Source organism: Arsenophonus endosymbiont of Bemisia tabaci Q2 (assembly GCF_902713415.1).
GTDB lineage: Bacteria > Pseudomonadota > Gammaproteobacteria > Enterobacterales > Enterobacteriaceae > Arsenophonus.
Map to the genome: position 1 here is coordinate 1 of NZ_CACTIE010000110.1, position 21,392 is coordinate 21,392.

Sequence of the window (21,392 nt, forward strand, 5' to 3'; positions counted from 1 at the left end):
CGCCAGATCTTAATCCAATTGAACATAAATGGGCACAAGCTAAATGTAAAAAAAGAGCGCTCGGATGCGACACAGATATTTTGTTCGCACTCAATATGGGGTGTAATCAAAATTAAGTCGCTTAGCTATAGTTAGCCACTTTTTTGCCTTGAATAGAACCTCATGTATATTGACCTCGGACGGTTTTTTGACGTACATTACGATAATCAATCCGACGTAATGAGGGCAATACTTTAACTTTCTCATCTCGTATGCGATCTGCCGTTAAATCCGCAGGCGGTGATATAGCAATCATAGTCAAGATCTGTAATAAATGATTTTGGATCATATCATGCATCTGCCCAGCTTGATCAAAGTAACCCCAGCGTCCTTCGATACCCACCTCTTCATCAACTGTGATCTGTACATGATCAATCGTTCGATAATCCCAATTATTAATAAATAAAGAGTTGGCGAAACGTAGAGCTAATAAATTGAGTACTGTTTCTTTACCTAAATAGTGATCAATACGATAAATCTGACTCTCTTTAAAATACTTAGCAACCTCATTATTTATATCTTGAGAAGAAGCAAGATCACTGCCTAATGGTTTTTCCATAACAACCCGGTTGGGCTTCTTATTGAGGCCAGCATGGCCTAAGCCATGGCAAACCGCACCAAAAGTCGTTGGTGGCATAGCAAAATAATATATAGCGGGTTTACTATCACCCTCAAGATATTTTGCTAGCCAATTAAATTTGTTCAGATCCTGAACATCTAGATTGAAAAAATCAAGGCGCTTACTTAATTTTTGCCATAAACTGGGCTCGATTTCCTCATTTAGGAAAGTCTCTAACGCATCTTTAGTTTCTTTTATATAGGCAGCAGCATCCCATTCAGCCCGACCAATCCCTATAATACGCGTATCAGGATGGATATAGCCCGTTTTTTCCAATTGATAAAGGGAAGGCAATAATTTGCGGCGAGCCAAATCTCCTTTTGCGCCGAAAATAATTAAATTACATGCCTGAACAGCTTTATTAATTGCCATGATATTGGATTCTCCTTAAATACCAATTCTTTAGTACTATGATAGCTTCAATAGAGAAAACAAATGTACCTTTTTGACTCGAACAGGTAAACAAAGCCACGATATTTTATTTTGCTCAAAAAATAATTCGCAACAAATTTGATTAGTTATATATGATTTTTAATTCTTCATATTTATTAAACTAAAATGCAAAGTAAATTATACGCCCGTCATATTTTTAATAAAATTCAGTTAATAACTTCCTTTTTTTCATTACTGACCAAACAACGCGTAGTATATTTTGACTTAAGTAACAAGATTTCCCCTTTGGCAATATTTAGTAAAACGGGTAGCTTTCAGTATGAACACATTAGAACAAATAAATAATAACTTTGAGTATTTCAGTAAATCAGAAAAGAAAGTTGCCAATTCAATCCTTGACAGGCTGCAAAAAGCGATTCTCTTTTGTATTGCAAGCCTAGCTAAATTGGCTAATGCGAGCGAACCCCCTGTAAATTGTTTTTGCCGTAGAATAGATACCAAGGGTTTTCCTGATTTTCAATTACGATTAGCACAAAGCTTTGGCAATGGAACATCCTATGTTAATCGTTTGATTGATCAAGCTGATACTGTCAGTTGCCATACGCAAAAAGTTTTTGATTCCGCCATCGCGCAATTATGTATTGTAAAAGATAACCTAAATACCACAAACATTAATCGTGCTATCCATCTATTAACCCAAGCAAACAAGATCGCTTTCTTTGGTTTAGCTGCCTCAACAGCAGTTACTCATGGAGGTATGAGTAAATTTTTTCGTTTTTATATCCCAGTGCTCTATTTCGTTGATATCATAATGCAACACATATATTGTATTAACTATCGCTATGGTAACGCTGTGCTTTGCATTTTGCCTACTGGGCGCACGCAAAACTTGGTTGAACAAGCTAAAGTTGCTAAAGCCAATGATGCTATAATCATTACTATTACTACCGCTAATTCCTCTCTGGCACAAATCGCTTCCTTATTTATCGCGATTACTGTACCTGAATATACCAATATTTACATGCCGATGGCATCACGACTAGCACAGTTGACATTAATAGATGTGCTAGGAACTCTGCCTTTATTTTACGTCGAGAGCAAAATTTTAGAGATAACTTAAAGCGCCTAAAAGATATATTACATGATGTATATCCTGATAAACTCTACTGCTATTTACCTTTAGCAAACAGATCAATATCAGCAAACTATAGATCCGTTCGTTTTACTCCAAAAAATATTCTCTCTAGCTAAAGCATTTAAATGATACAACAGCAGACTTTAATAAAGAGATTAATTTCATTTCTATGTAATAACCTATCAACCAACACCAATTTTAATAAGTAACGGAGTCATAAATGTCGAGACAACTTAGAAGAACGAAAATTGTTACTACTCTCGGTCCCGCGAGTGATCGTGATAATAACCTGGAAAAAGTGATTAAAGCCCGCGCAAACGTTGTTCGTCTAAACTTTTCTCATGGCTCAGCAGAAGATCACTTACAACGGGCAACAAAAGTATAGCTAAGCGACTTAATTTTGATTACACCATATTGAGTGTGAACAAAATTAAGTCGCTTAGCTATAGTGTTTCTACAACGATATAAACACTATTATTAATAAATAGAAATTAGATAGTGAATTTTGGTTATTGTAAATAGCAGCAGTATTTTGTTTCACTCATTATTAATAGTAATTATGTAAAAATAACCAGCTAAATTGATTTTAATTAATCTAAATTGATTTTAATTAATTTAGGTATGAGCAAATAATCAACTATGTTATTCTGTTGGCAAAATAAACTTTTTTTGAAAAATTATGCTATTTGAAGCTAATTGTTAAATTTATTTAAATAACAAAAAATTTTTTTAGGGTAGGGTAGTTATGATGACGCCAAAAACCAAGATTATCATTGTCGGTGGTGGGGCAGGAGGATTAGAACTCGCAACCAAGTTGGGGCATAAATTAGGACGCAAGAATAAAGCTGAGATTATATTAGTTGATCGCAATCAAAGCCATTTATGGAAACCTTTACTGCATGAAGTTGCGAGCGGCTCTTTAGATGATGGGGTAGATGCTCTGAGTTATTTGGCGCATGCCCGTAATCACTATTTTCATTTTCAATTAGGTTGTTTGACAAATATTAATTGTGAAAATAAAACCATTACGCTTGCAGCGATATATGATAAGGAAGGCCAATTATTAGTTCCTGAGCGGCAATTAGATTTTGATATTTTAGTGATGGCGTTAGGCAGTGTGTCTAACGATTTTGGTACCGCTGGCGTAAAAGATCATTGTATTTTCCTGGATAACCCACAGCAAGCACATCGTTTTCATCACGAAATGTTAAATTTATTTCTCAGTTATTCGGTGCGACATAAACCGGATGATAAGATTAATATCGCCATTGTTGGTGGTGGCGCAACTGGGGTGGAACTTTCTGCTGAACTCTATAATGCTATCGAGCAATTAACCAGTTATGGTTTTGAAGGCTTGGATAAGGAAGCGCTTAATGTAACCCTGGTTGAGGCGGGAGAACGTATTTTACCGGCATTACCGGTACGGATCTCAACAGCTGCACATCATGAATTAACCAAATTGGGTGTTCGTGTTTTAACACAGACCATGGTAACTAGTGCGGATAGAGATGGCCTTAACACTAAATCGGGAGAAAAAATTAACGCCGATCTTATGGTTTGGGCTGCGGGTATTAAAGCACCTGATTTTATGCACCAAATTGGTGGCTTAGAAACTAATCGAATTAACCAATTAGTCGTTAAACCAACACTACAAGCGACGCTAGATGATGCTATTTTTGCTATTGGTGATTGCGCATCTTGCCCTAAAAAAGAGGGTGGATTTGTGCCTCCTCGAGCCCAAGCTGCTCATCAAATGGCCACTTTGTGTTATAAAAATATCCTCGCATTACTTGATCATAAAGCGTTGCAAGAGTATGTTTATAAAGATCATGGATCTTTAGTCTCATTGTCTCGTTTTAGTACGGTTGGCAGCCTAATGGGAAATTTAGTGCGCGGTGATATGATGGTTGAAGGGAAAATCGCTCGTATCGTCTATATTTCACTTTATCGTATGCATCAAATAGCGTTACATGGTTATATTAAAACTGGATTGATGATGTTAGTGGGTAGTATTAATCGTATTATTCGACCTAGATTAAAATTACATTAATTTATGCTGATCACCATTAATAATAGCAAATTTGATATTAACCATCGCTTCTTACTGTAATCAAAATAAGAAACGATGAGTTAATTTATACTTGGTGTGACTGAAAATCAGTTATTAATTGTCTGACGAAAGTGACCCTTTCAGCATAATTGATTAGTGGTTTAACAAATTTCAATTTATTAGGCCCATCCAGCCGATAAATATGAGCTGAGTTTTGCAGTAACGCGATAAGAAAAGTCGCGTTTATTTTATTTTGTTCACTAAATTCAATAAATCCGCCTTTTTCATGAGCTTCTATTCGTTTAATGCCTAATGCTTGTGCATGCATCCGGATGACAGTAGATTGTAGTAACTGCTTGCCTGCATTAGGCAGGCTACCAAAACGATCAATAAGTTCAATTTTTAACTCATCCAGCTCATTGTCATTTTTGGCGCTGGCAATCCTTTTATAAAACGATAATCGGAGATTTACGTCGGGAATATAGTCATCCGGCAGTAGTACCGGCATTCTTAACTCAATTTCAGTCTGTTGGCTGGTAAGTTCTTCTAAAGAAGGTTCCTTGCCTTGCTTTAAAGCCTCAACGGCGTTTTCTAGAAGTTCCATATAAAGTGTAAATCCGATGGTGGTCATCTGTCCGCTTTGTTCTTCACCGAGCAATTCGCCAGCACCGCGAATTTCTAGATCATGGGTAGCCAATGCAAAGCCAGCGCCAAGATCTTTTAGTGCTGCGATTGCTTGAAGCCGTTTTTGCGCGTCACCCGTCATAGCTTTCGGGTGTGGTGTTAAAAGATAAGCATAAGCTTGATGATAAGAGCGGCCAACTCTACCACGCAGTTGATGTAATTGCGCTAAACCAAAATGATCTGCCCGTTCAATAATAATAGTATTAGCCGTAGGAATATCGATTCCGGTTTCAATAATGGTGGTGCAAATTAATACATTGAACCGTTGTCGATGGAAATCGGTCATTACCCGCTCCAGATCTCTTTCGCGCATTTGACCATGACCAATTTCAAAAAGTGCTTCAGGTACCAGCGACTCTAAACACTCTTTGGCTTTCTCAATATATTTTACATCATTAAACAGATAGTAAACTTGTCCACCCCGTAATATTTCACGCAAAATTGCTTCCCGCACAATTAAATCATCATATTGATGAACAAAGGTTTTAACCGATAATCGACGAGAAGGCGGAGTGGCAATAATCGACAGATCACGCATGCCACTCATTGCCATATTAAGGGTTCGAGGAATAGGTGTTGCCGTTAATGTTAGAATATCAACATTAGCTCGCATCGATTTAATTAATTCTTTATGGCGAACACCGAAGCGATGCTCTTCATCAACAATTAATAACCCAAGTGTTTTCCAACGGATATCATTTTGCAGTAATTTATGGGTACCAATTAAGATATCCACTTTTCCTTCAGCCGTTGCGTTGATAATCTGTTGGTGCTCTTTGTTACTACGAAAGCGTGACAGCATTTCAATCCGTACTAGCCAGTTTGCAAAACGGTCGCGAAAATTATCGAAGTGTTGTTGCGCCAATAGCGTTGTAGGTGCCAACACGGCAACTTGTTGATTATTGCTTATTGCCAGGAATGCTGCTCGCATCGCTACTTCGGTTTTACCAAAGCCGACATCACCACAAACTAAGCGATCCATGGCAATAGGCTGACACATATCGCTTAAAACGGCATTAATTGCCTGTTCTTGATCAACGGTTGTTTCGAAGGGAAAACTTTGGCAAAAAAGCTGATACTGCATTTTATCGTGCTTGAAAGCAAAACCTGGCTTTATGCTACGCTGAGCATGAAAATCTAACAGTTCCGCTGCCACATCACGAATTTTTTCAGCTGCTTTTTGTTTCGCTTTAGTCCAAACATCAGCACCTAATTTATGTAGTGGTGCACTTTCATCACCGCCGCCACTATAACGGCTAATTAAATTTAGGGATGAAACCGGAACATAAAGTTTATCATTGCCTGCATAAGTCAGCATTAAGTACTCAGCTTCAATACCTCCTGCTGCTAAAGTGGTTAAACCTTGATAACGTCCAACCCCATGTTCAAGGTGAACAACTGGTTGTCCGGGGCGTAACTCTGCCAGATTACGGATCAATAAATCGGTATTAATTGGTTTACGTTGTTCAGTATGACGTTGAATAACCCGTTTACCGAAAATATCGCTTTCACAAATAAGAGCTATTTGTTGATCCTGATTAGTAAAACCCTGTTCAGCTGCCCCCATGGTGATATAAAAGCCTGGCTTATTCGCTTCACGCAGCATTTTAATCTTAATAGGGTTGATTTTTATCCGTGCTAATAGCTCTAGTAGAGTTTGACGCCCTCCGGGACTTTCTGCAGAAAAAATAATTCGGCCAGCAAAATTTTTGCTGAACTGTTCCAGTTTATCAAGTGGGTCTTTATTTTTCTGGCTGATACTTAAATCAGGTAAAGCTAAGCAGGGCAGGTTAGTGTTGCCTGCTTTTTGACCGACCGGCTCAACTGAAATTTTGATACGTGGCCAAGTTTTAAGGGCGTGATTAAGTTGCTCGCTATTTAGCCAAAGTGTATCAGGCGGTAGTAGCGGACGCATGGGATCAACATTTCGGCTCTCATAGCGCTGATAAGTGTCAGCCCAAAATCTATTAGCCGCCGCTGCTAAATCTTGCGTGATCAATAAAGTATCAGCACGCAAGTAGTCAAATAAAGAAGATAGTGGTTGATTGAAAAAAAGAGGCTGCCAATATTCAATGCCCGCTGGCATTATTTTTTTACTAATTTGTTGATAGATATGCTCAGGATCACGCCGTACGTCGAAATGTTCACGCCATTGGCTACGGAATAACTCAATAGCTTTATCATCTGTTGGGAATTCGTGAGCGGGCAGTAGATTTATCTGCTCAACTTCGCTGATAGTCAGTTGACTATCAACATCAAAAGTTCTTAAGCTATCAATTTCATCATCAAAAAAGTCAATCCGATATGGATTATCGCTGCCCATTGGAAAGAGATCAAGTAACGCTCCACGAGTAGCATATTCACGATGTTGGAGTACTTGTTCAACATGTCGGTAACCGACTTTATCAAGATTGTTACGCAAATTTTCACGTGAGAGCTTGTCGCCTTTATGCATGACCAGTGCATTGCTGATTACGAAATCAGAAGGGCAAACTTTTTGCATTAATGTATTAACCGGAACAATTAACAAACCTTTTGCTAATGTTGGTAGTCGATAAAGATCGATTAAGCGCGCAGAAATAATTTCTTGATGTGGTGAAAAACTATCATAAGGTAGTGTTTCCCAATCCGAAAGCATTGTCACTGAATTTTGCGAAAATTGTTGTATTTTATCACATAATTTTAAGGCATTATGCGTATCTTGAGTGATCAAAACGACAAGACCCTGATGGCGTTCGACAATATCAGCACACTCAACAGCGGCTGCCGCGCCAATTAGACACCCCAAATGGCGTGTATCACCTTGCTTTTTGGGTAGTTGGTAATAATATTTTGCCGGCATAAGGATTAATTGATTCTGATTGATAGAAATTGTAATACTTGTTTTGTTGACACTAAAACAAACGAAAAATAGTCTAATCTGTTAAGTTAGATATAAAAAATCGTAAAACTTTGGCTTAGGGTGGTTCCATTCAGTGACGCTAGCCTTTATTATCGCCAAACACTTTGCTTTGGCAACAGAGGTATATCGGATTTCATGTCTCAGTCTGTTATCTTTTATATTGGTCTACGTTACATGCGTGGACGAACAGGCGACCGATTTGGTCGGTTCATATCGAGTTTATCTACGATTGGCATTGCATTAGGCGTTATGGCATTAATTACCGTCACTGCTGTTATGAATGGTTTTGAACGTTCATTGCAGCAGAGTATTTTAGCATATATGCCACAGGTTATTTTAACGACACCTAAAGGTAATCTCAATCCCAATCAATATCCAGCAAAAAATGTAACCTATCTAGAAGGAATCGAAAGCATTGCCCCAATTGTAGAAAGTGATGTTGTATTGCAAAGCAGCCAAAATGTGGGGGTTGCGGTCATGATTGGCGTTGATGAAGAGTCAACCGAGCCTTTGTTAAATCATTTTCAAGATGTTGATCCTGCAGTATTAACTGCCGGTAGTTACCACGTTATTTTAGGCGTAAAGTTGGCTGAACAGCTTGAGCTAAAGAGGGGGGATCAATTGAGATTAATTGTCCCAGGTGTTAGTCAACTTACGCCAATGGGCAGAATACCCAGCCAGCGTTTATTCACGGTAGCCGGTTTTTTTGCTACCGAAGGTGAAGCCGATAATAGCGAATTATTGGTTAATCAACAGGACGCGGCAAGATTAATGCGTTATCCGATCAGTAATATTACGGGTTGGCGACTTTATCTTAAAGCACCTTTAACCGTTGATAGCTTGAGTCAACAGACGTTACCAGCAGGTATGGTATGGCAGGATTGGCGCGAACGAAAGGGTGAGTTTTTTCAGGCAGTGAGAATGGAAAAAAATATGATGGGATTATTATTGAGTCTCATTATTGCCGTGCCAGCCTTTAATATTGTTACTTCACTTTCATTATTGGTTATGGAAAAACAGTCTGAAGTGGCTATTTTGCAAACATTAGGTTTAAAGCGGGGCCAGATTATGGCTATTTTTATGTTACAGGGAGCAGGAGCAGGCATCATTGGTACCATCATTGGAACATTATTAGGTCTATTTATTGCAAGCCAGCTTAATATAATAATGCCTATGTTAGGTTTGTTGGCGAAAGGAATCGAATTACCAATATCTATTGATCCTGCTCGTATTATATTAATCAGTTTATCTTCAATCGCTATCTCATTATTGGTCACCCTTTATCCATCTTGGCGTGCAGCTACCGTTCAACCTGCAGAGGCTTTACGTTATGAATAATTTTCCGCTATTAGTTTGCCAGGACCTCTGTAAATGTTATCAAGATGGCAAAATTTCGACTAATGTACTTAAAAATATCTCCTTCTCAATAAAAAAAAGTGAAATGATGGCAATTCTGGGTAGTTCAGGCTCTGGGAAGAGTACGCTACTGCATTTATTGGGTGGATTAGATATGCCAACTAGCGGTGATGTCATTTTTGATGGTAAAAAAATTAGCTCACTTTCTACCAATGGGCGAGCTGAACTACGCAATCAAAAGTTGGGGTTTATTTATCAATTTCATCATCTATTACCGGATTTTACTGCGTTGGAAAATGTAATGATGCCGTTATTAATTGGTGGAATGACAGGTGTGAAAGCGCAGCAAAAAGCGAGTGAGATGTTAGCAGCAGTAGGTTTATCGCATCGAGTTAATCATCGCTCCGCTGAATTATCTGGCGGTGAACGGCAGCGAGTTGCAATTGCTCGGGCAATTGTTAATGAACCTACTTTAGTACTGGCGGATGAACCGACCGGTAATTTGGACTTACACAATGCAGATGTCATTTTTGATTTATTAATGGATCTTAATCGACAAAAAGGGACGGCATTTTTAGTTATAACTCATGATTTGCGACTTGCCGGTCGTTTAACTCGTCAGCTTGAAATGCGGGATGGCTATTTACAGTGTGATCCGAGCTTAATAGGAGTGCAATGATCATGGCGGAATTACCCCGTGCGTTAAAAATTGCACTTCGTTTTAGTCGAGGTAAAAAAAGAGCTGGTTTGGTTTCACTGATCTCGATTATGTCTACACTGGGTATTGTGCTTGGCGTTGCAGTGTTGATTATTGGCTTAAGTGCAATGAATGGTTTTGAACGTGAATTAAAAAATCGCATACTTTCAGTTGTCCCTCATGGACGAATTGCGGCAGTCAATCAGCCTTATTTAAATTGGCAAGCTGATTTAGCTAAGGTTCGACAAACACCAGGGGTTGTTGGTGTATCACCTTATATTAATTTTACTGGGTTGCTCGAAAAGGGGAACGCATTGAAGGCGATCCAGGTAGCCGGTGTTGATTTATCGTCAGAGCGATCAGTTAGTTCGTTACCTGATTTTATCTTGAATGATGCCTGGAAAAAATTAAAACTAGGTAATAACGAAATTATTTTAGGTCAAGGTGTGGCAGAAACATTAAAAGTTTCGCCTGGGGACCATATTATCATCATGATCCCTAATCATGATGATAAATTACGTATTCAGGAACTGAATCGAATTAGTGTCACGGTTATTGGCGTATTCAAATTAAATGGTATGTTAGATCATCAGCTGGTAATTGTGCCATTGCAAGATGCGCAGCAATATTTAGCTTATGGTGATGGTGTTACTGGTTTTCAGATCAGTGTGAATGATGTTTTTGCTGCCAATAAAGTGGTTTACGATGCCGGAATAAATACTGGCCATTATGTCACTATTAAAAGTTGGATAGCGGATTATGGTTACATGTATAACGATATTCAAATGGTGCGTGGCATCATGTATCTGGCCATGATTTTGGTAATTGGTGTTGCCTGTTTTAATATTGTCTCTACGCTGGTAATGGCAGTGAAAGATAAAAGCACCGATATTGCAGTGTTGAGAACACTCGGTGCTAAAGATAGTTTTATTGGTGCTATTTTTTTATGGTATGGATTAATAACGGGAATGGTTGGTTGTTTTATTGGTATGTTAGTCGGGATTTTTATATCACTAAATTTAACGACTATCATTAAATGTATAGAAAGTATTGTTGGTCATCCTATTTTATCAGGTGATGTTTATTTTATCGATTTTTTACCCTCTGAGCTCCATATTACCGATGTATTTTATGTCATGTTAACAACATTAATTTTAAGTTTACTCGCAAGTTGGTATCCCGCTAAACGGGCAATAAAAATAGATCCGGCGCCAATTTTAAGTGGGCAATAACCGTTGTTGTTTTTGCTGTCATTATCTAAAAGAGGCGATGGTTTGATTGAAAGTAATGGGTCGTTTAGCATGAAAAAGGATACTGTCCAATGATGCGGTTTTATTGTCGACTTAGAAAGTTACGTAAAAAAAATTTACATCGACAAAGATTTCGTTGTTGCCTTTTTTACCGAGACAAACAGTTGATTGATAAGATGAAAACAAAAAAATTGTCGTATTAACCGGCGCCGGGATTTCAGCTGAGTCTCGAATTCGTACTTTTCGCGCAACCGATGGCTTATGGGAAGAACATCGGGTTGAAGATGTTGCAACACCTTAAGGTTTTGTTAGAGATCCAGAATGAGTACAATGTTTTTACAATCAGCGGCGTTATCAATTACAGCAAGCGGATATAAAACCCAACGCAGCCCATCATGCTTTAGCAAAATTAGAACATTTCCTGGGTGATAATTTTTTATTAGTTACGCAAAATATGGATAACTTACATGAAAAAGCGGGTAATAGACGCATTGTTCATATGCACGGTGAATTATTAAAAGCTCGCTGCTGTCAATGAGGTCAGGTTATTGAATGGAAAAGAGATCTAACAACCGATGATCGTTGTCACTGTTGCCAATTTCCTCAACCTTTGCGTCCCCATATTGTCTGGTTTGGTGAAATACCACTAGGTATGGAGGTGATTTATCAGGCTTTATCATCAGCGGATATTTTTGTCGCAATTGGTACATCGGGACATGTTTATCCTGCCGCTAGGTTTGTACATGAAGCTAAACTTGCTGGTGCACATACTGTTGAATTGAATCTTGAACCCAGTCAGGTTGAAAGCCAGTTTGATGAAAAACATTATGGTGCTGCCACAAAAATTGTTGAAAAATATATTAGCGGGCTACTTGCAGAGATCAAAGTATGATTAAGTAATAATGCATTTTATTAATATATCTGCTAAAACTGATTTGACGCAATAATTGTCATTAATTCCTTTCGCATAATGCGGTAATAGCTCATTGGAAGAAGAGAAATGGATAGGCTTTTAGAGCGTTTTTGGAATATAGTGCGATTAATACTCAATCAAAGAGCTAAACTAAATCTAATCCCAGCAGTATAGGCCAGACAAAATTAGCAAAGTTATTATTGACCGAACTGACAGAGCTAGGAGTTTCTACTAGCGAGTTGCTAGAAAACGGCTGTTTAATGGCGAAGCTACCTGCCAATATTGAACATTCGGTTCCTGCGATTGGCTTTATTTCCCATCTTGACACTTCACTCGATTTTGTTGGTAAAAATGTTAAGCCATAGCTGATTGAAAATTATCGTGGCGCTCATATCGCATTGGGTATTGGCAATGTGGTGTTATCGCCAATAATGTTTCCCATTTTGCATGAAATGATAGGTAAAACAATAATTACTAGTGATTGTAAAACGTTATTATGGGCAGAAAATAAGGCAGGTATTGCTGAAATTATGACGACGATAACTCATCTAATATAGCTAAGCGTCTTAATTTTGATTACAAAATATATGTTTTTCTCCAATATAAATTTACTGATATAGAGTAATTACTTCTAATCATTTTAAAGTCGCCTAGCTATACAGAAAAATATTCCTCATGGTGACATTTATATTGTGTTTACACCCGATGCCAAAATAGGTCGCGGAGCAAATAACATCGATTTAAAAAATTTAATGCTCAGTGGGCTTATAATTTAGTTGGTAGGCGGATTGGTGGGCTTGAATATGAAAATTTTAATATCGCGAATGTGAGGATAAAAATTATCGATAAAGGGATGCTAAAGGAGAGCTCCAAGGAGGGTATGGTAAATGCTTTAACATTCGCTACCCGCATTCATAATCAGATCCCAAGCCAAGAAATAGCAACATATTCAATAATGGATCAAGGTTTTTATCATCTGAGTTGTATTAAAGGCACAGTAGAAAAGACTGAAATAAATTATATTATTTGTGATTTTTATGAACAAAACTTTGCCAAACGTAAGCGAGCTATGTTTCAAATTGCGGAAGAGCAGGGAAAAGATCTGCATCCTGGTTGTTACATTGAATTGACGGTTGATGACATTTGTGACAACATGAATAAAGTGGTTTGCAAATATCCACATGTTGTTGATATTGCCAAGCAAGCAATGATTGACTGCAATATAAAACCTAATGTGCAACTAAATCGAGATATTACCCATGAGAAATTGTTAGCCGCTTATGGCATACCTTGTCCTAATATTTTTACTGGCGGATATAATTTTCATAGCAAATATGAATTTATCTGTTTAGAAGGTATGCCAGCAGGCAGTTGATGTGATTGTTCGCATTGTGGCATTAACGACGCAATATGTTAAATTTGATCGAGTTTCTGCGAACCAATGATGATTAACCTGCAAAATAAAATTATCAACTAGTTAAGCCAACATGTTTTATTATATAGAGGTTAAACAATTCTAATCGTTAAAATACCAATATCCATCATTAATTAGTTTAGTGACTAATTGCATGAACTCCTTTTCATTCAATGCGTTGCCTAGCATATCAGCGTGAATTTCCTGTTTTTCACAAAGTATATTAATAGCTGTTATGTTTAATTTAGGCGATATTAATTGTTCACCATTAACAAAGTATTGATCCGCAACATTCAGGGTACGTAAGCCATTAAGTTTGTAAAGGGTATTTCCTTGACAAAGAAGCTGAACAACTTGCTCAACAGTATAGGATGGCTCGGGCGGCGCGATATCTAACTCATAACGAGACTGAGAGATAAATGTGCCAAACCAATTGTTAAAAATATGTGGTTTAGTAATCAATTGATTCATTATATGTTTCATTTAAGTTAATTATTTTGGCAAGATCATAGCTGGATTGTCACACGTCGCTATATCTGGATCGCTATAATGATAATTACCTAAGTCATTAGCGATAAGATAATCGGCAAAACTACTAAATAATTCACGGCTAGTCGGTAATCTAAAACCGACTGAGTAATTAAGTGAAATCTCAATGGAGAGTAGCCTTCATGGGGAAAGCCTGGCGGGATATAAAGGATATCGCCAGGCTCAAGTTGTTCATCAATAATGGCCCGCAAAAGGCTATACCTGGCGTAGATCTGGATGTGGACAATGCTGTTTTAGTGCAATTTTTTCACCTACTCGCCAATGACGGCGGCCAAGACCTTGAATAATAAAAACATCATATTGATCAATATGGGGGCCAACGCCACCTGCTGGAACAGAATAAAAAACCATTAAATCATCAATTCCCCAATCAGATAAAACACAAAAGGGCGCTATTAAAGCAGTCGATGGATAATGCCAATGGTTAACCGGCTTGTACTAGCAGTGACCATCCTGTTTTAGCCAATTGATCATAGCTATCAAAAGGGCCATGAGTCACATTCCAACTTCCATCCTGGAAGCTAACTAATCGACTATCCACTTCATCTTCCATTACTAATCCAGCTAGATCATTAGCTGAAATAGGATCAATAAAATTAGTAAATCCTTGTTTAATTAATAACGGCCTTTTTTGCCAATAATTTTTGATGAAATCTGGCCAATTGATGTTAAGTTGATAGTTAATTATTTTATTTTGCATATTTATTTTGTCAGATTAAAAATAAGAAAATGGTATTAGTGCTATTAGCTATCTGTCATGGGCGATTGTTCTCTAAAAGTTACAACCACGCGTCCTCCACCTAATGGATTATGAGTAATAGCAATATCTCCGTCATATTGTTCAATAATTTCAGCTGCAATAGAGAGCCCTAAACCTTCTCCTGGCCGTAGAGAGTATCAACACGTTGACCGCGTAAAAAATCAAATCTCGTTTATCTTCAGCAACACCAGGACCATCATCATCGACGATAATGGTTAATGAATTTTCAGTGAAACTAGCACTAACTTCGACAAATTCAAGGGAATATTTACAAGCATTTTCAATAATATTACCCATAATCTCCATAAAATCTATCGGTTGACCTATCCAAGTGATTTCAGGCGAGACATCGAGAGTCAAATTGACGCCTTTTTTTTGATATACTTTGGTTAAGGCTCTACATAGATTATCTAATAAGGCAGAAACTGAAGAAATTTCTCGGATTGCGAAATGATCTTCACTATGTATGCTTGCACTATGCAAATAATAGCCTATTTGTTGTGAAATTCGGTCAATTTATTCGAGCATGATAGGTTCGGCTTGTTCAATGGTCATTTTTTTGCTTGAGCGCAGAGAACGGAGGGTTGATTGTAATACCGCTAATCGGGTTTTTAGGCTTTGGCTTAAATCAGCAAGTGTAGTTCGATATTTGGTATAGCCTTTTTGTTCATTTACTAGTAACTTATTTCAAGTTACGCAATAATCCGTTGAGCTTTAATGGGGGATTTTGATCCAGCGCTTCTCGCTCACCTTTTTCGATGCCACTTATTTTTGAACTTAATGATTCTATTGGGTATAAACTCCAGGAAGTTACTAGCCAAAGCATCGGAATAACCAGAATAAAATTGCCTAATATAACATAACCAAACCATTCCCAAATTAATCCAGTTTTCTGTACATCTAAAGGTAAAGTATCTATTACAACAATACTAAGTTGCGGCAGATTTTTAGTTGCCTGATAGTGGTTGACAGAAACTGAGTGAGTTAAAGAGGAGTATTTATCTTTAATATCAGTCACTTTTTGCGCCGGTTTACTGCCGTTAGGTGAGACTTTAATTAATTTACGAGTGGTATTTAAATCGGTATCTAATTCGTACAATCCATCCTTTTTTAACCACTCTTTTTCGATGGCGTTTTCAATCGCAGGAATATGGCGTTGTCGCCAAAAAATTTCACCTTGTTGATTATAAATTAAAATAAAGGCTGGGGCATTTAAGGTAAAATCAGTTGGGACATGGATATCTAACTTATTATTACGCCATTGCGCTAAGCTATAAAATAGATTACTTTGACTACGTAGTAAGGTATAGGTTCTTTTATCAAAACTAACTAAATAGCCAACGATTGCAACGGCACCATATGAAAGTGTCAATGCTAATATTATCCCCGAAGTTCCGAGTAAAAAGCGTGTTCGCAACAAAAAGGGTTTTTTGCGTTTTAAAAAATTAAATTGCATCATCTGAATGTTCTGCCTCAAAGCGATAACCTTGCCCACGAACGGTCACAATGACATCATTAGGCCACGCTTGCATAATTTTTTTCTTAATCATCCCATTAAAACATGAATGGGATGGCTTTCGCATAATTCTGCATCCGGATAGAGTTGGCGCATTAATGACTCTTTACTCACTACTTTACTATTATTACGCATTAAGGTTTCTAAGATAGTATATTCAAATGCGGTGAGTTTGATATTTTTATCTTTAATAGTGAATTCTTTACGAGACATATCAATGATAAAATCACCTAGTTGAAGTATAGCTAAACGACTTAATTTTGATGATATTATTTATATGAGCTACAGCTAAGCGTCTTAATTTTGATTACAAAATATATATTTTTATCCAATATAAATTTAATGATATAGAGTAATTACTTGTAATCATTTTAAAGTCGCCCAGCTATAACAGCGATGTTTTCTATGCATGGGCCACCCAAGTCCTTATCCCAGTACTTCCTAAAAACAGTGTAATCATGATGGATAATGCAACTTTTCACAAGAAACAGAGTATTCAACAAGTCATCATCGATGCGGGGCATATGGTGGAATATTTGCCTACCTGTTCGACAGATCTTAATCCAATTGAACATAAATGGGCACAAGCTAAATGCAAAAAAAGAGCGCTCGGATGCGAGACAGATATTTTGTTCGCACTCAATATGGTGTAATCAAAATTAAGTCGCTTAGCTATATTTGCGATTTGCAAAGCAAGTCCGCTGTTACGGCGCATTAATGCTTGAACCCGTGCTATAAAATCTCCTCCAGATGAAAAGGTTTTGTCACATAATCATAGGCACCACTATTTAAGGCAACCACTTTTTCTTGCCAGCGTTCACGAGCGGTTAATATTAGAATAGGCAATTTAATGTTGTCCTGCCGCCAACGCCTGATCATACTTAATCCATCTTCACCGGGTAATCCTAAGTCAACAATTGCAATATCGGGATTACCCTCTTGTAAAAAATAATCGGCTTTTTTAGCATCTGCTGCATCAACTTGATGACCGGTCTCTTTTAACTGGACAGTTAGATGGTGACGTAAAAGCGCATTATTTTCTACAATTAATATCCTCATAACAACCTCAATTTCTGAATAAATCTACTAGAAAAAGTAGTAATAAATCCTATGTTAGAAGGATAGGTGGATGACGGCAAGATATTACTGAATGAAAAGAAAATAATTATGTGGTTTGATTAGCTAATTAAACGAAAAGTAGGGTGAGTAATCAATATTACTCACCTATTAATGTTATTTTAAATGGTCCACCAGATTGACTGAATAACCAATATAGTTGGCTGGCGTCATTGTTTTTAAATGATTTTTTTCTGCTTGTGACAAATCTAAGCTATCAATAAATGCTTTGATGTCGCCTGCTGTAGCGTGTTTGCCGCGGGTTAAAGCTTTTAGTTTTTCATAAGGCTTGTCAAGTCCATAACGCCGCATAACAGTTTGAATAGCTTCAGCCAGCACTTCCCAATTAGCATCCAATTCAGTTTTTAAATTCTGCTCATTGACTTCTAATTTACTCAAGCCTTTCAATGTCGCTTGATAGGCTACCAATGCATAACCAATACCGACCCCTAAATTACGTAATGCCGTTGAATCAGTGAGATCACGTTGCCAACGTGAAATCGGTAACTTATTTGCCAGGTGATTTAATAAGGCATTGGCTAGTCCAAGATTACCTTCAGAATTTTCAAAATCAATCGGGTTAACTTTATGTGGCATAGTTGATGAACCAATTTCACCAGCGAGAGTTTTTTGTCTGAAATGATTAAGGGCAATATAACCCCAGATATCTCGATCAAAATCGATCAAAATGGTATTAAAACGAGCAATACAATTAAAGAGTTCAGCAATATAGTCGTGGGGTTCAATTTGGGTTGTGAACGGATTCCATTTGATACCTAACGAAGTAACAAACTGTTCGCTAAACAGATGCCAGTTTATATCAGGATAAGCGGATAAATGGGCATTATAATTACCCACTGCACCATTAATTTTGCCTAAAATTTCGATTTGCTCAAGTTGCTGATATTGCCGCTCCATACGATAAGCCACATTAGCAAACTCTTTACCTATCGTCGTCGGCGTCGCGGGTTGACCATGGGTTCTTGATAGTAGCGGCAATTCGCGATAAAGACGCGCCATCTCTTTTAGGCTATTAATGATTTTTCGCCATTGAGGAAAAACCACTTGGTCACGAGCGATTTTTAGCATTAAGGCATGGGAAAGATTATTAATATCTTCAGAGGTACAGGCAAAATGAATAAATTCAGCCACTTTTTCAATTTCAGGCATGGCTGCCATTTTTTCTTTTAGAAAATATTCAACCGCTTTTACATCATGGTTAGTTTTTTGTTCAATTTCTTTGATCTGAATCGCGTCATTTTCATTGAAGTCAGCGACAATTTGCTCAAGATAAGCCGTTGCTTCGGCACTAAATGCAGGTACTTCTTTAATGTCAGCACATGCTGCTAATTTTTGTAGCCAGCGTACCTCTACTTGTATACGATATTTCAGTAAACCAAATTCACTGAAAATTGGACGTAATGTACTGACTTTATTACTGTAGCGGCCATCAATTGGCGATACAGCAGTCAGTGAAGATAATTCCATTGGTAGTGACTCCCAAATTTATTAACAATGAGCAAGAATTTCTTTTGCTTGAGTGATCAAACGTTGTCGCGAAAACATTAATTGTAGGCGGCTTCCACTGACTTGTTGCCAGAGAACGGCGCTACGAATGCCAGTAAAAAGTAATGCGCGTATTTTAGCTTGTATCGAGCTATTTTGCAGCATGTCAGGAGAACCTGTTACCTGAATACGTGGGCCAATAGGGCTAATAACATCTACATAAATCCCTGCCAGCGCATTAAAAATACCGCTGGACATAGGTTCAAAATAATTTTTTTGCTGTTGAAGTAATTCAATACGTCGTTTAAGTTCATCACTAGCCGATAGATTTTTTCTTAGTCGGCGTTCTAAGCCAATGAGACTTAATAAGTAGCGGGTTAAATCGGAGGAAAGCGTATTACTTGAAGCGGTAAGTATAGCAAGTAAAGTATTTAAACCAACACGAAGATTTGCCTCGCTATTGCCATAAACCGCTAATGTGGATGTTGGATTGATATTTAGGGTGCTATTAATCATTACTTCTGCCGTATTATCGTCAATTTTACCTTCATGAGCCAATTGTTGAACTAGACGGGATGCTTGGCAAATACCGGAAAATGCAAGAGTAATATCATAAAAATTTTTGCTCACATTGACTCCTGAATACGTGTTTCAATGACGCCACCGCCTAAACAAATTTCACCTTGATAAAAAACTGCTGATTGGCCAGGTGTAACGGCTGCAATAGGGTAGTCAAATTGCACGGCGATTTTATTGTCACTAAGTGGCTTAATTGTGCAGGGGATATCTGGTTGTCGATAACGGGTTTTAACTGTACATTGATTGGCTTCGTTTAACGCTGGTGGATTAATCCAATGGATTTGTTGGACGATAAGTTCTGTGGACATCAAACCTGGGTGGTTATGGCCTTGGGCAACAATTAGCTGATTATTTTTAATATCTTTATCGACAATATACCACGGATCGTCGTTTGCTTCTTTTACACCACCAATACCTAATCCTTTACGTTGACCTAACGTATGATACATTAAACCTGTATGTTCACCTAAAATTTTGCCATCAACTGTTATAATTTTACCTGGTTTAGCTGGCAGATAGCGAGCGAGGAAGTCACGAAACTCTCGTTCACCAATAAAACAAATTCCTGTTGAGTCTTTCTTTTCGGCAGTAATTAAACCAACGTCCTCAGCGATACGGCGAACAGCTGATTTTTCCAATTCACCGATTGGAAAAAGACTTTGTGCTAGTTGAGTTTGATCCAACACATAAAGAAAATAGCTCTGATCTTTGTTGTTATCCAAACCACGCAATAATTGATGGCGACCATCAACAGTTTTGCGTCGAGCGTAGTGGCCAGTGGCAATATAGTCTGCTGCCAGATCTTGCGCTGCGAATTCTAGAAAGGCTTTAAATTTAATTTCCTTATTACATAGAATATCGGGGTTCGGTGTGCGGCCAGCTTTATACTCAGCAAGAAAATGGGCAAAAACATTGTCCCAATATTCGGCGGAAAAATTAACGGTATGCAGTTCTATATCGAGTTTATCGCATACCGATTGCGCGTCGGCAAGATCGGTAGCTGCTGAGCAATACTCATCATTATCGTCTTCTTCCCAGTTTTTCATGAATAAACCGGCAACCTGATAACCTTGTTGTTTCAATAGGTAAGCGGATACGGATGAGTCAACGCCACCGGACATACCAACGATGACTTTTTTTAACTGGCTATCTGACATGAATAAATCTCATTGCGGGTAAACATAAACACAAATATTTTAACATGCAGTGGAAAGTTGCACCATAGTAGCATAAGGATTAATCTCTATTAGCCGGTATGAAATTAATAAGGGTCGATTAATGTTAACGGGAAAAATTCTCGAGTGATAAAGCAGCGGATACTTTCTGCTACTAAAGGCGAGCGCAGGCATGGACTGGATAATATTTCATCAGCAGTAAGCCATAAACATTAGTGGATATCATTATTTTGTGGTGAGGTTTTAGGTATCTCATCCAGTTCAATCAGAAAAAGAAACCGCAGGAAAACACAGCCATTAGGGGCTATCCATTGATGGATTTTTATTAATTTCTGGGGAAGTGCATTAATACCGGTTTCCTCATATAGCTCCCGGGTCGCGGCAGAAAAAATAGTTTCGTTAGCTTCTAAATGTCCAGCCGGTTGATTTCAGACTGATTTATTATTAATAATTTCTTCTACAATTAAAAACTTAACTTTAACGTGAACGACGTTAGCAACCGTAACGTGTAGTTTAAACAAAATCGACCTCCTTCCACTCACCTGGCTGTAAGTTATAGCTAAGCGACTTAATTTTGATTACACCATATTGAGTGCGAACAAAATATCTGTGTCTCATCCGAGCGCTCTTTTTTTGCATTTAGCTTGTGCCCATTTATGTTCAATTGGATTAAGATCTGGCGAATAGGTAGGCAAATATGCCACCATATTCCCCGCATCGATGATGACTTGTTGAATAC

At 37.8% G+C, this 21,392-nt stretch carries 13 protein-coding genes and 10 pseudogenes; 11 read left to right on the forward strand and 12 right to left on the reverse strand.

Annotated elements, in window-relative coordinates; all coding sequences use genetic code 11:
• Window positions 1-163: 163 nt before the first annotated feature.
• Window positions 164-1,030, reverse strand: a pseudogene (locus ARSQ2_RS06425) (glucose-6-phosphate dehydrogenase (NADP(+))); the annotation flags it as partial.
• 340 nt (window positions 1,031-1,370) lie between these two features.
• On the opposite strand from ARSQ2_RS06425, the pseudogene hexR reads away from it, so the two are divergent.
• The 3 genes and pseudogenes from hexR to ARSQ2_RS06440 all read left to right on the forward strand — a co-directional run.
• Window positions 1,371-2,212 (forward strand): annotated as a pseudogene (gene hexR / locus ARSQ2_RS06430) (transcriptional regulator HexR); the annotation flags it as partial.
• 194 nt (window positions 2,213-2,406) lie between these two features.
• Window positions 2,407-2,568, forward strand: a pseudogene (locus ARSQ2_RS06435) (pyruvate kinase); the annotation flags it as partial.
• A gap of 363 nt (window positions 2,569-2,931) precedes the next feature.
• On the forward strand, window positions 2,932-4,236 hold the full coding sequence (locus ARSQ2_RS06440; protein WP_181994765.1) for an NAD(P)/FAD-dependent oxidoreductase: 1,305 nt from the start codon (window positions 2,932-2,934) through the stop codon (window positions 4,234-4,236).
• An 85-nt stretch (window positions 4,237-4,321) separates the two neighbouring features.
• Here the strand turns inward: ARSQ2_RS06440 and mfd are convergent, their stop codons facing one another.
• Window positions 4,322-7,762, reverse strand: a complete 3,441-nt coding sequence (gene mfd, locus ARSQ2_RS06445) for a transcription-repair coupling factor (protein ID WP_181994766.1) — start codon at window positions 7,760-7,762, stop codon at window positions 4,322-4,324.
• 195 nt (window positions 7,763-7,957) lie between these two features.
• On the opposite strand from mfd, the gene lolC reads away from it, so the two are divergent.
• The 6 genes and pseudogenes from lolC to ARSQ2_RS06475 all read left to right on the forward strand — a co-directional run bounded on the left by lolC (window position 7,958) and on the right by ARSQ2_RS06475 (window position 13,413).
• Window positions 7,958-9,160: a lipoprotein-releasing ABC transporter permease subunit LolC gene (gene lolC, locus ARSQ2_RS06450; RefSeq protein WP_181994767.1), complete on the forward strand. Its 1,203-nt coding sequence runs from the start codon at window positions 7,958-7,960 to the stop codon at window positions 9,158-9,160.
• Complete coding sequence (lolD, locus tag ARSQ2_RS06455; RefSeq protein ID WP_181994768.1) at window positions 9,153-9,857, forward strand: lipoprotein-releasing ABC transporter ATP-binding protein LolD; 705 nt, start codon at window positions 9,153-9,155, stop codon at window positions 9,855-9,857. Before lolC ends, lolD begins: the two co-directional genes overlap by 8 nt.
• A 2-nt stretch (window positions 9,858-9,859) precedes the next feature.
• Window positions 9,860-11,107 carry a lipoprotein-releasing ABC transporter permease subunit LolE gene (gene lolE / locus ARSQ2_RS06460; protein ID WP_181994769.1) on the forward strand — a complete coding sequence of 416 codons (1,248 nt, stop codon included), beginning with the start codon at window positions 9,860-9,862 and terminating at the stop codon, window positions 11,105-11,107.
• Between the two features lie 92 nt (window positions 11,108-11,199).
• Window positions 11,200-12,017: pseudogene (gene cobB / locus ARSQ2_RS06465) on the forward strand (Sir2 family NAD+-dependent deacetylase).
• Window positions 12,018-12,125: 108 nt separating this feature from the next.
• Window positions 12,126-12,597, forward strand: a pseudogene (locus tag ARSQ2_RS12745) (zinc-binding metallopeptidase family protein); the annotation flags it as partial.
• 294 nt (window positions 12,598-12,891) lie between these two features.
• Window positions 12,892-13,413, forward strand: coding sequence for a zinc-binding metallopeptidase family protein (locus tag ARSQ2_RS06475; RefSeq protein ID WP_181994771.1), 522 nt, complete (start codon window positions 12,892-12,894; stop codon window positions 13,411-13,413).
• Window positions 13,414-13,554: 141 nt separating this feature from the next.
• Here the strand turns inward: ARSQ2_RS06475 and ARSQ2_RS06480 are convergent.
• The 3 pseudogenes from ARSQ2_RS06480 to ARSQ2_RS11950 all read right to left on the reverse strand — a co-directional run.
• A pseudogene (locus ARSQ2_RS06480) lies at window positions 13,555-14,686 on the reverse strand (ribosomal protein uL16 3-hydroxylase).
• Between the two features lie 59 nt (window positions 14,687-14,745).
• Window positions 14,746-16,217: pseudogene (gene phoQ, locus ARSQ2_RS06485) on the reverse strand (two-component system sensor histidine kinase PhoQ).
• Window positions 16,207-16,520 (reverse strand): annotated as a pseudogene (locus tag ARSQ2_RS11950) (winged helix-turn-helix domain-containing protein); the annotation flags it as partial. The pseudogenes phoQ and ARSQ2_RS11950, both read right to left, overlap by 11 nt.
• Window positions 16,521-16,705: 185 nt before the next feature.
• Here ARSQ2_RS11950 and ARSQ2_RS12750 point away from each other — a divergent pair.
• Together ARSQ2_RS12750 and ARSQ2_RS13705 are read left to right on the forward strand one after the other, a co-directional pair.
• Window positions 16,706-16,930, forward strand: coding sequence for a transposase (locus tag ARSQ2_RS12750; protein WP_238334355.1), 225 nt, complete (start codon window positions 16,706-16,708; stop codon window positions 16,928-16,930).
• Window positions 16,870-16,995 (forward strand): hypothetical protein, encoded by a 126-nt coding sequence (locus ARSQ2_RS13705; protein WP_255487643.1) that lies wholly within the window; start codon window positions 16,870-16,872, stop codon window positions 16,993-16,995. Before ARSQ2_RS12750 ends, ARSQ2_RS13705 begins: the two co-directional genes overlap by 61 nt.
• Here the strand turns inward: ARSQ2_RS13705 and ARSQ2_RS06495 are convergent.
• The 7 genes and pseudogenes from ARSQ2_RS06495 to ARSQ2_RS14800 form a co-directional block, all read right to left on the reverse strand.
• A pseudogene (locus ARSQ2_RS06495) lies at window positions 16,951-17,336 on the reverse strand (response regulator); the annotation flags it as partial. The gene ARSQ2_RS13705 and the pseudogene ARSQ2_RS06495 sit on opposite strands and share 45 nt — an antisense overlap.
• Before the next feature lie 174 nt (window positions 17,337-17,510).
• Window positions 17,511-18,881, reverse strand: a complete 1,371-nt coding sequence (purB, locus tag ARSQ2_RS06500) for an adenylosuccinate lyase (RefSeq protein WP_181994773.1) — start codon at window positions 18,879-18,881, stop codon at window positions 17,511-17,513.
• A gap of 21 nt (window positions 18,882-18,902) precedes the next feature.
• Entirely contained in the window at window positions 18,903-19,529 is a 627-nt protein-coding gene (gene hflD / locus ARSQ2_RS06505) for a high frequency lysogenization protein HflD (protein WP_181994774.1), read from the reverse strand.
• A complete protein-coding gene (mnmA, locus tag ARSQ2_RS06510) occupies window positions 19,526-20,635 on the reverse strand; it encodes a tRNA 2-thiouridine(34) synthase MnmA (protein WP_181994775.1) in 1,110 nt (369 codons plus the stop codon). The genes hflD and mnmA overlap by 4 nt, the downstream gene beginning before the upstream one ends.
• Window positions 20,636-20,739: 104 nt before the next feature.
• A pseudogene (locus ARSQ2_RS06515) lies at window positions 20,740-21,174 on the reverse strand (NUDIX domain-containing protein).
• Complete coding sequence (locus ARSQ2_RS13710) at window positions 21,167-21,292, reverse strand: hypothetical protein (RefSeq protein WP_255487642.1); 126 nt, start codon at window positions 21,290-21,292, stop codon at window positions 21,167-21,169. The pseudogene ARSQ2_RS06515 and the gene ARSQ2_RS13710 overlap by 8 nt, the downstream one beginning before the upstream one ends.
• Window positions 21,268-21,360, reverse strand: coding sequence for a transposase (locus ARSQ2_RS14800; protein WP_420837747.1), 93 nt, complete (start codon window positions 21,358-21,360; stop codon window positions 21,268-21,270). Before ARSQ2_RS14800 ends, ARSQ2_RS13710 begins: the two co-directional genes overlap by 25 nt.
• Window positions 21,361-21,392: the final 32 nt, after the last annotated feature.

What these genes read in the sequence shown, in the direction of transcription:
- purB (WP_181994773.1), bottom strand. Translation starts at nt 18,881, where the DNA reads ATGGAATTATCTTCACTGACTGCTGTATCGCCAATTGATGGCCGCTAC.
- lolE (WP_181994769.1), top strand. Translation starts at nt 9,860, where the DNA reads ATGGCGGAATTACCCCGTGCGTTAAAAATTGCACTTCGTTTTAGTCGA.
- mnmA (WP_181994775.1), bottom strand. Translation starts at nt 20,635, where the DNA reads ATGTCAGATAGCCAGTTAAAAAAAGTCATCGTTGGTATGTCCGGTGGC.
- ARSQ2_RS14800 (WP_420837747.1), bottom strand. Translation starts at nt 21,360, where the DNA reads ATGGTGGCATATTTGCCTACCTATTCGCCAGATCTTAATCCAATTGAA.
- lolC (WP_181994767.1), top strand. Translation starts at nt 7,958, where the DNA reads ATGTCTCAGTCTGTTATCTTTTATATTGGTCTACGTTACATGCGTGGA.
- ARSQ2_RS13705 (WP_255487643.1), top strand. Translation starts at nt 16,870, where the DNA reads ATGCAAAAAAAGAGCGCTCGGATGCGAGACAGATATTTTGTTCGCACT.
- lolD (WP_181994768.1), top strand. Translation starts at nt 9,153, where the DNA reads ATGAATAATTTTCCGCTATTAGTTTGCCAGGACCTCTGTAAATGTTAT.
- ARSQ2_RS06475 (WP_181994771.1), top strand. Translation starts at nt 12,892, where the DNA reads ATGCTAAAGGAGAGCTCCAAGGAGGGTATGGTAAATGCTTTAACATTC.
- mfd (WP_181994766.1), bottom strand. Translation starts at nt 7,762, where the DNA reads ATGCCGGCAAAATATTATTACCAACTACCCAAAAAGCAAGGTGATACA.
- ARSQ2_RS06440 (WP_181994765.1), top strand. Translation starts at nt 2,932, where the DNA reads ATGATGACGCCAAAAACCAAGATTATCATTGTCGGTGGTGGGGCAGGA.
- ARSQ2_RS13710 (WP_255487642.1), bottom strand. Translation starts at nt 21,292, where the DNA reads ATGCAAAAAAAGAGCGCTCGGATGAGACACAGATATTTTGTTCGCACT.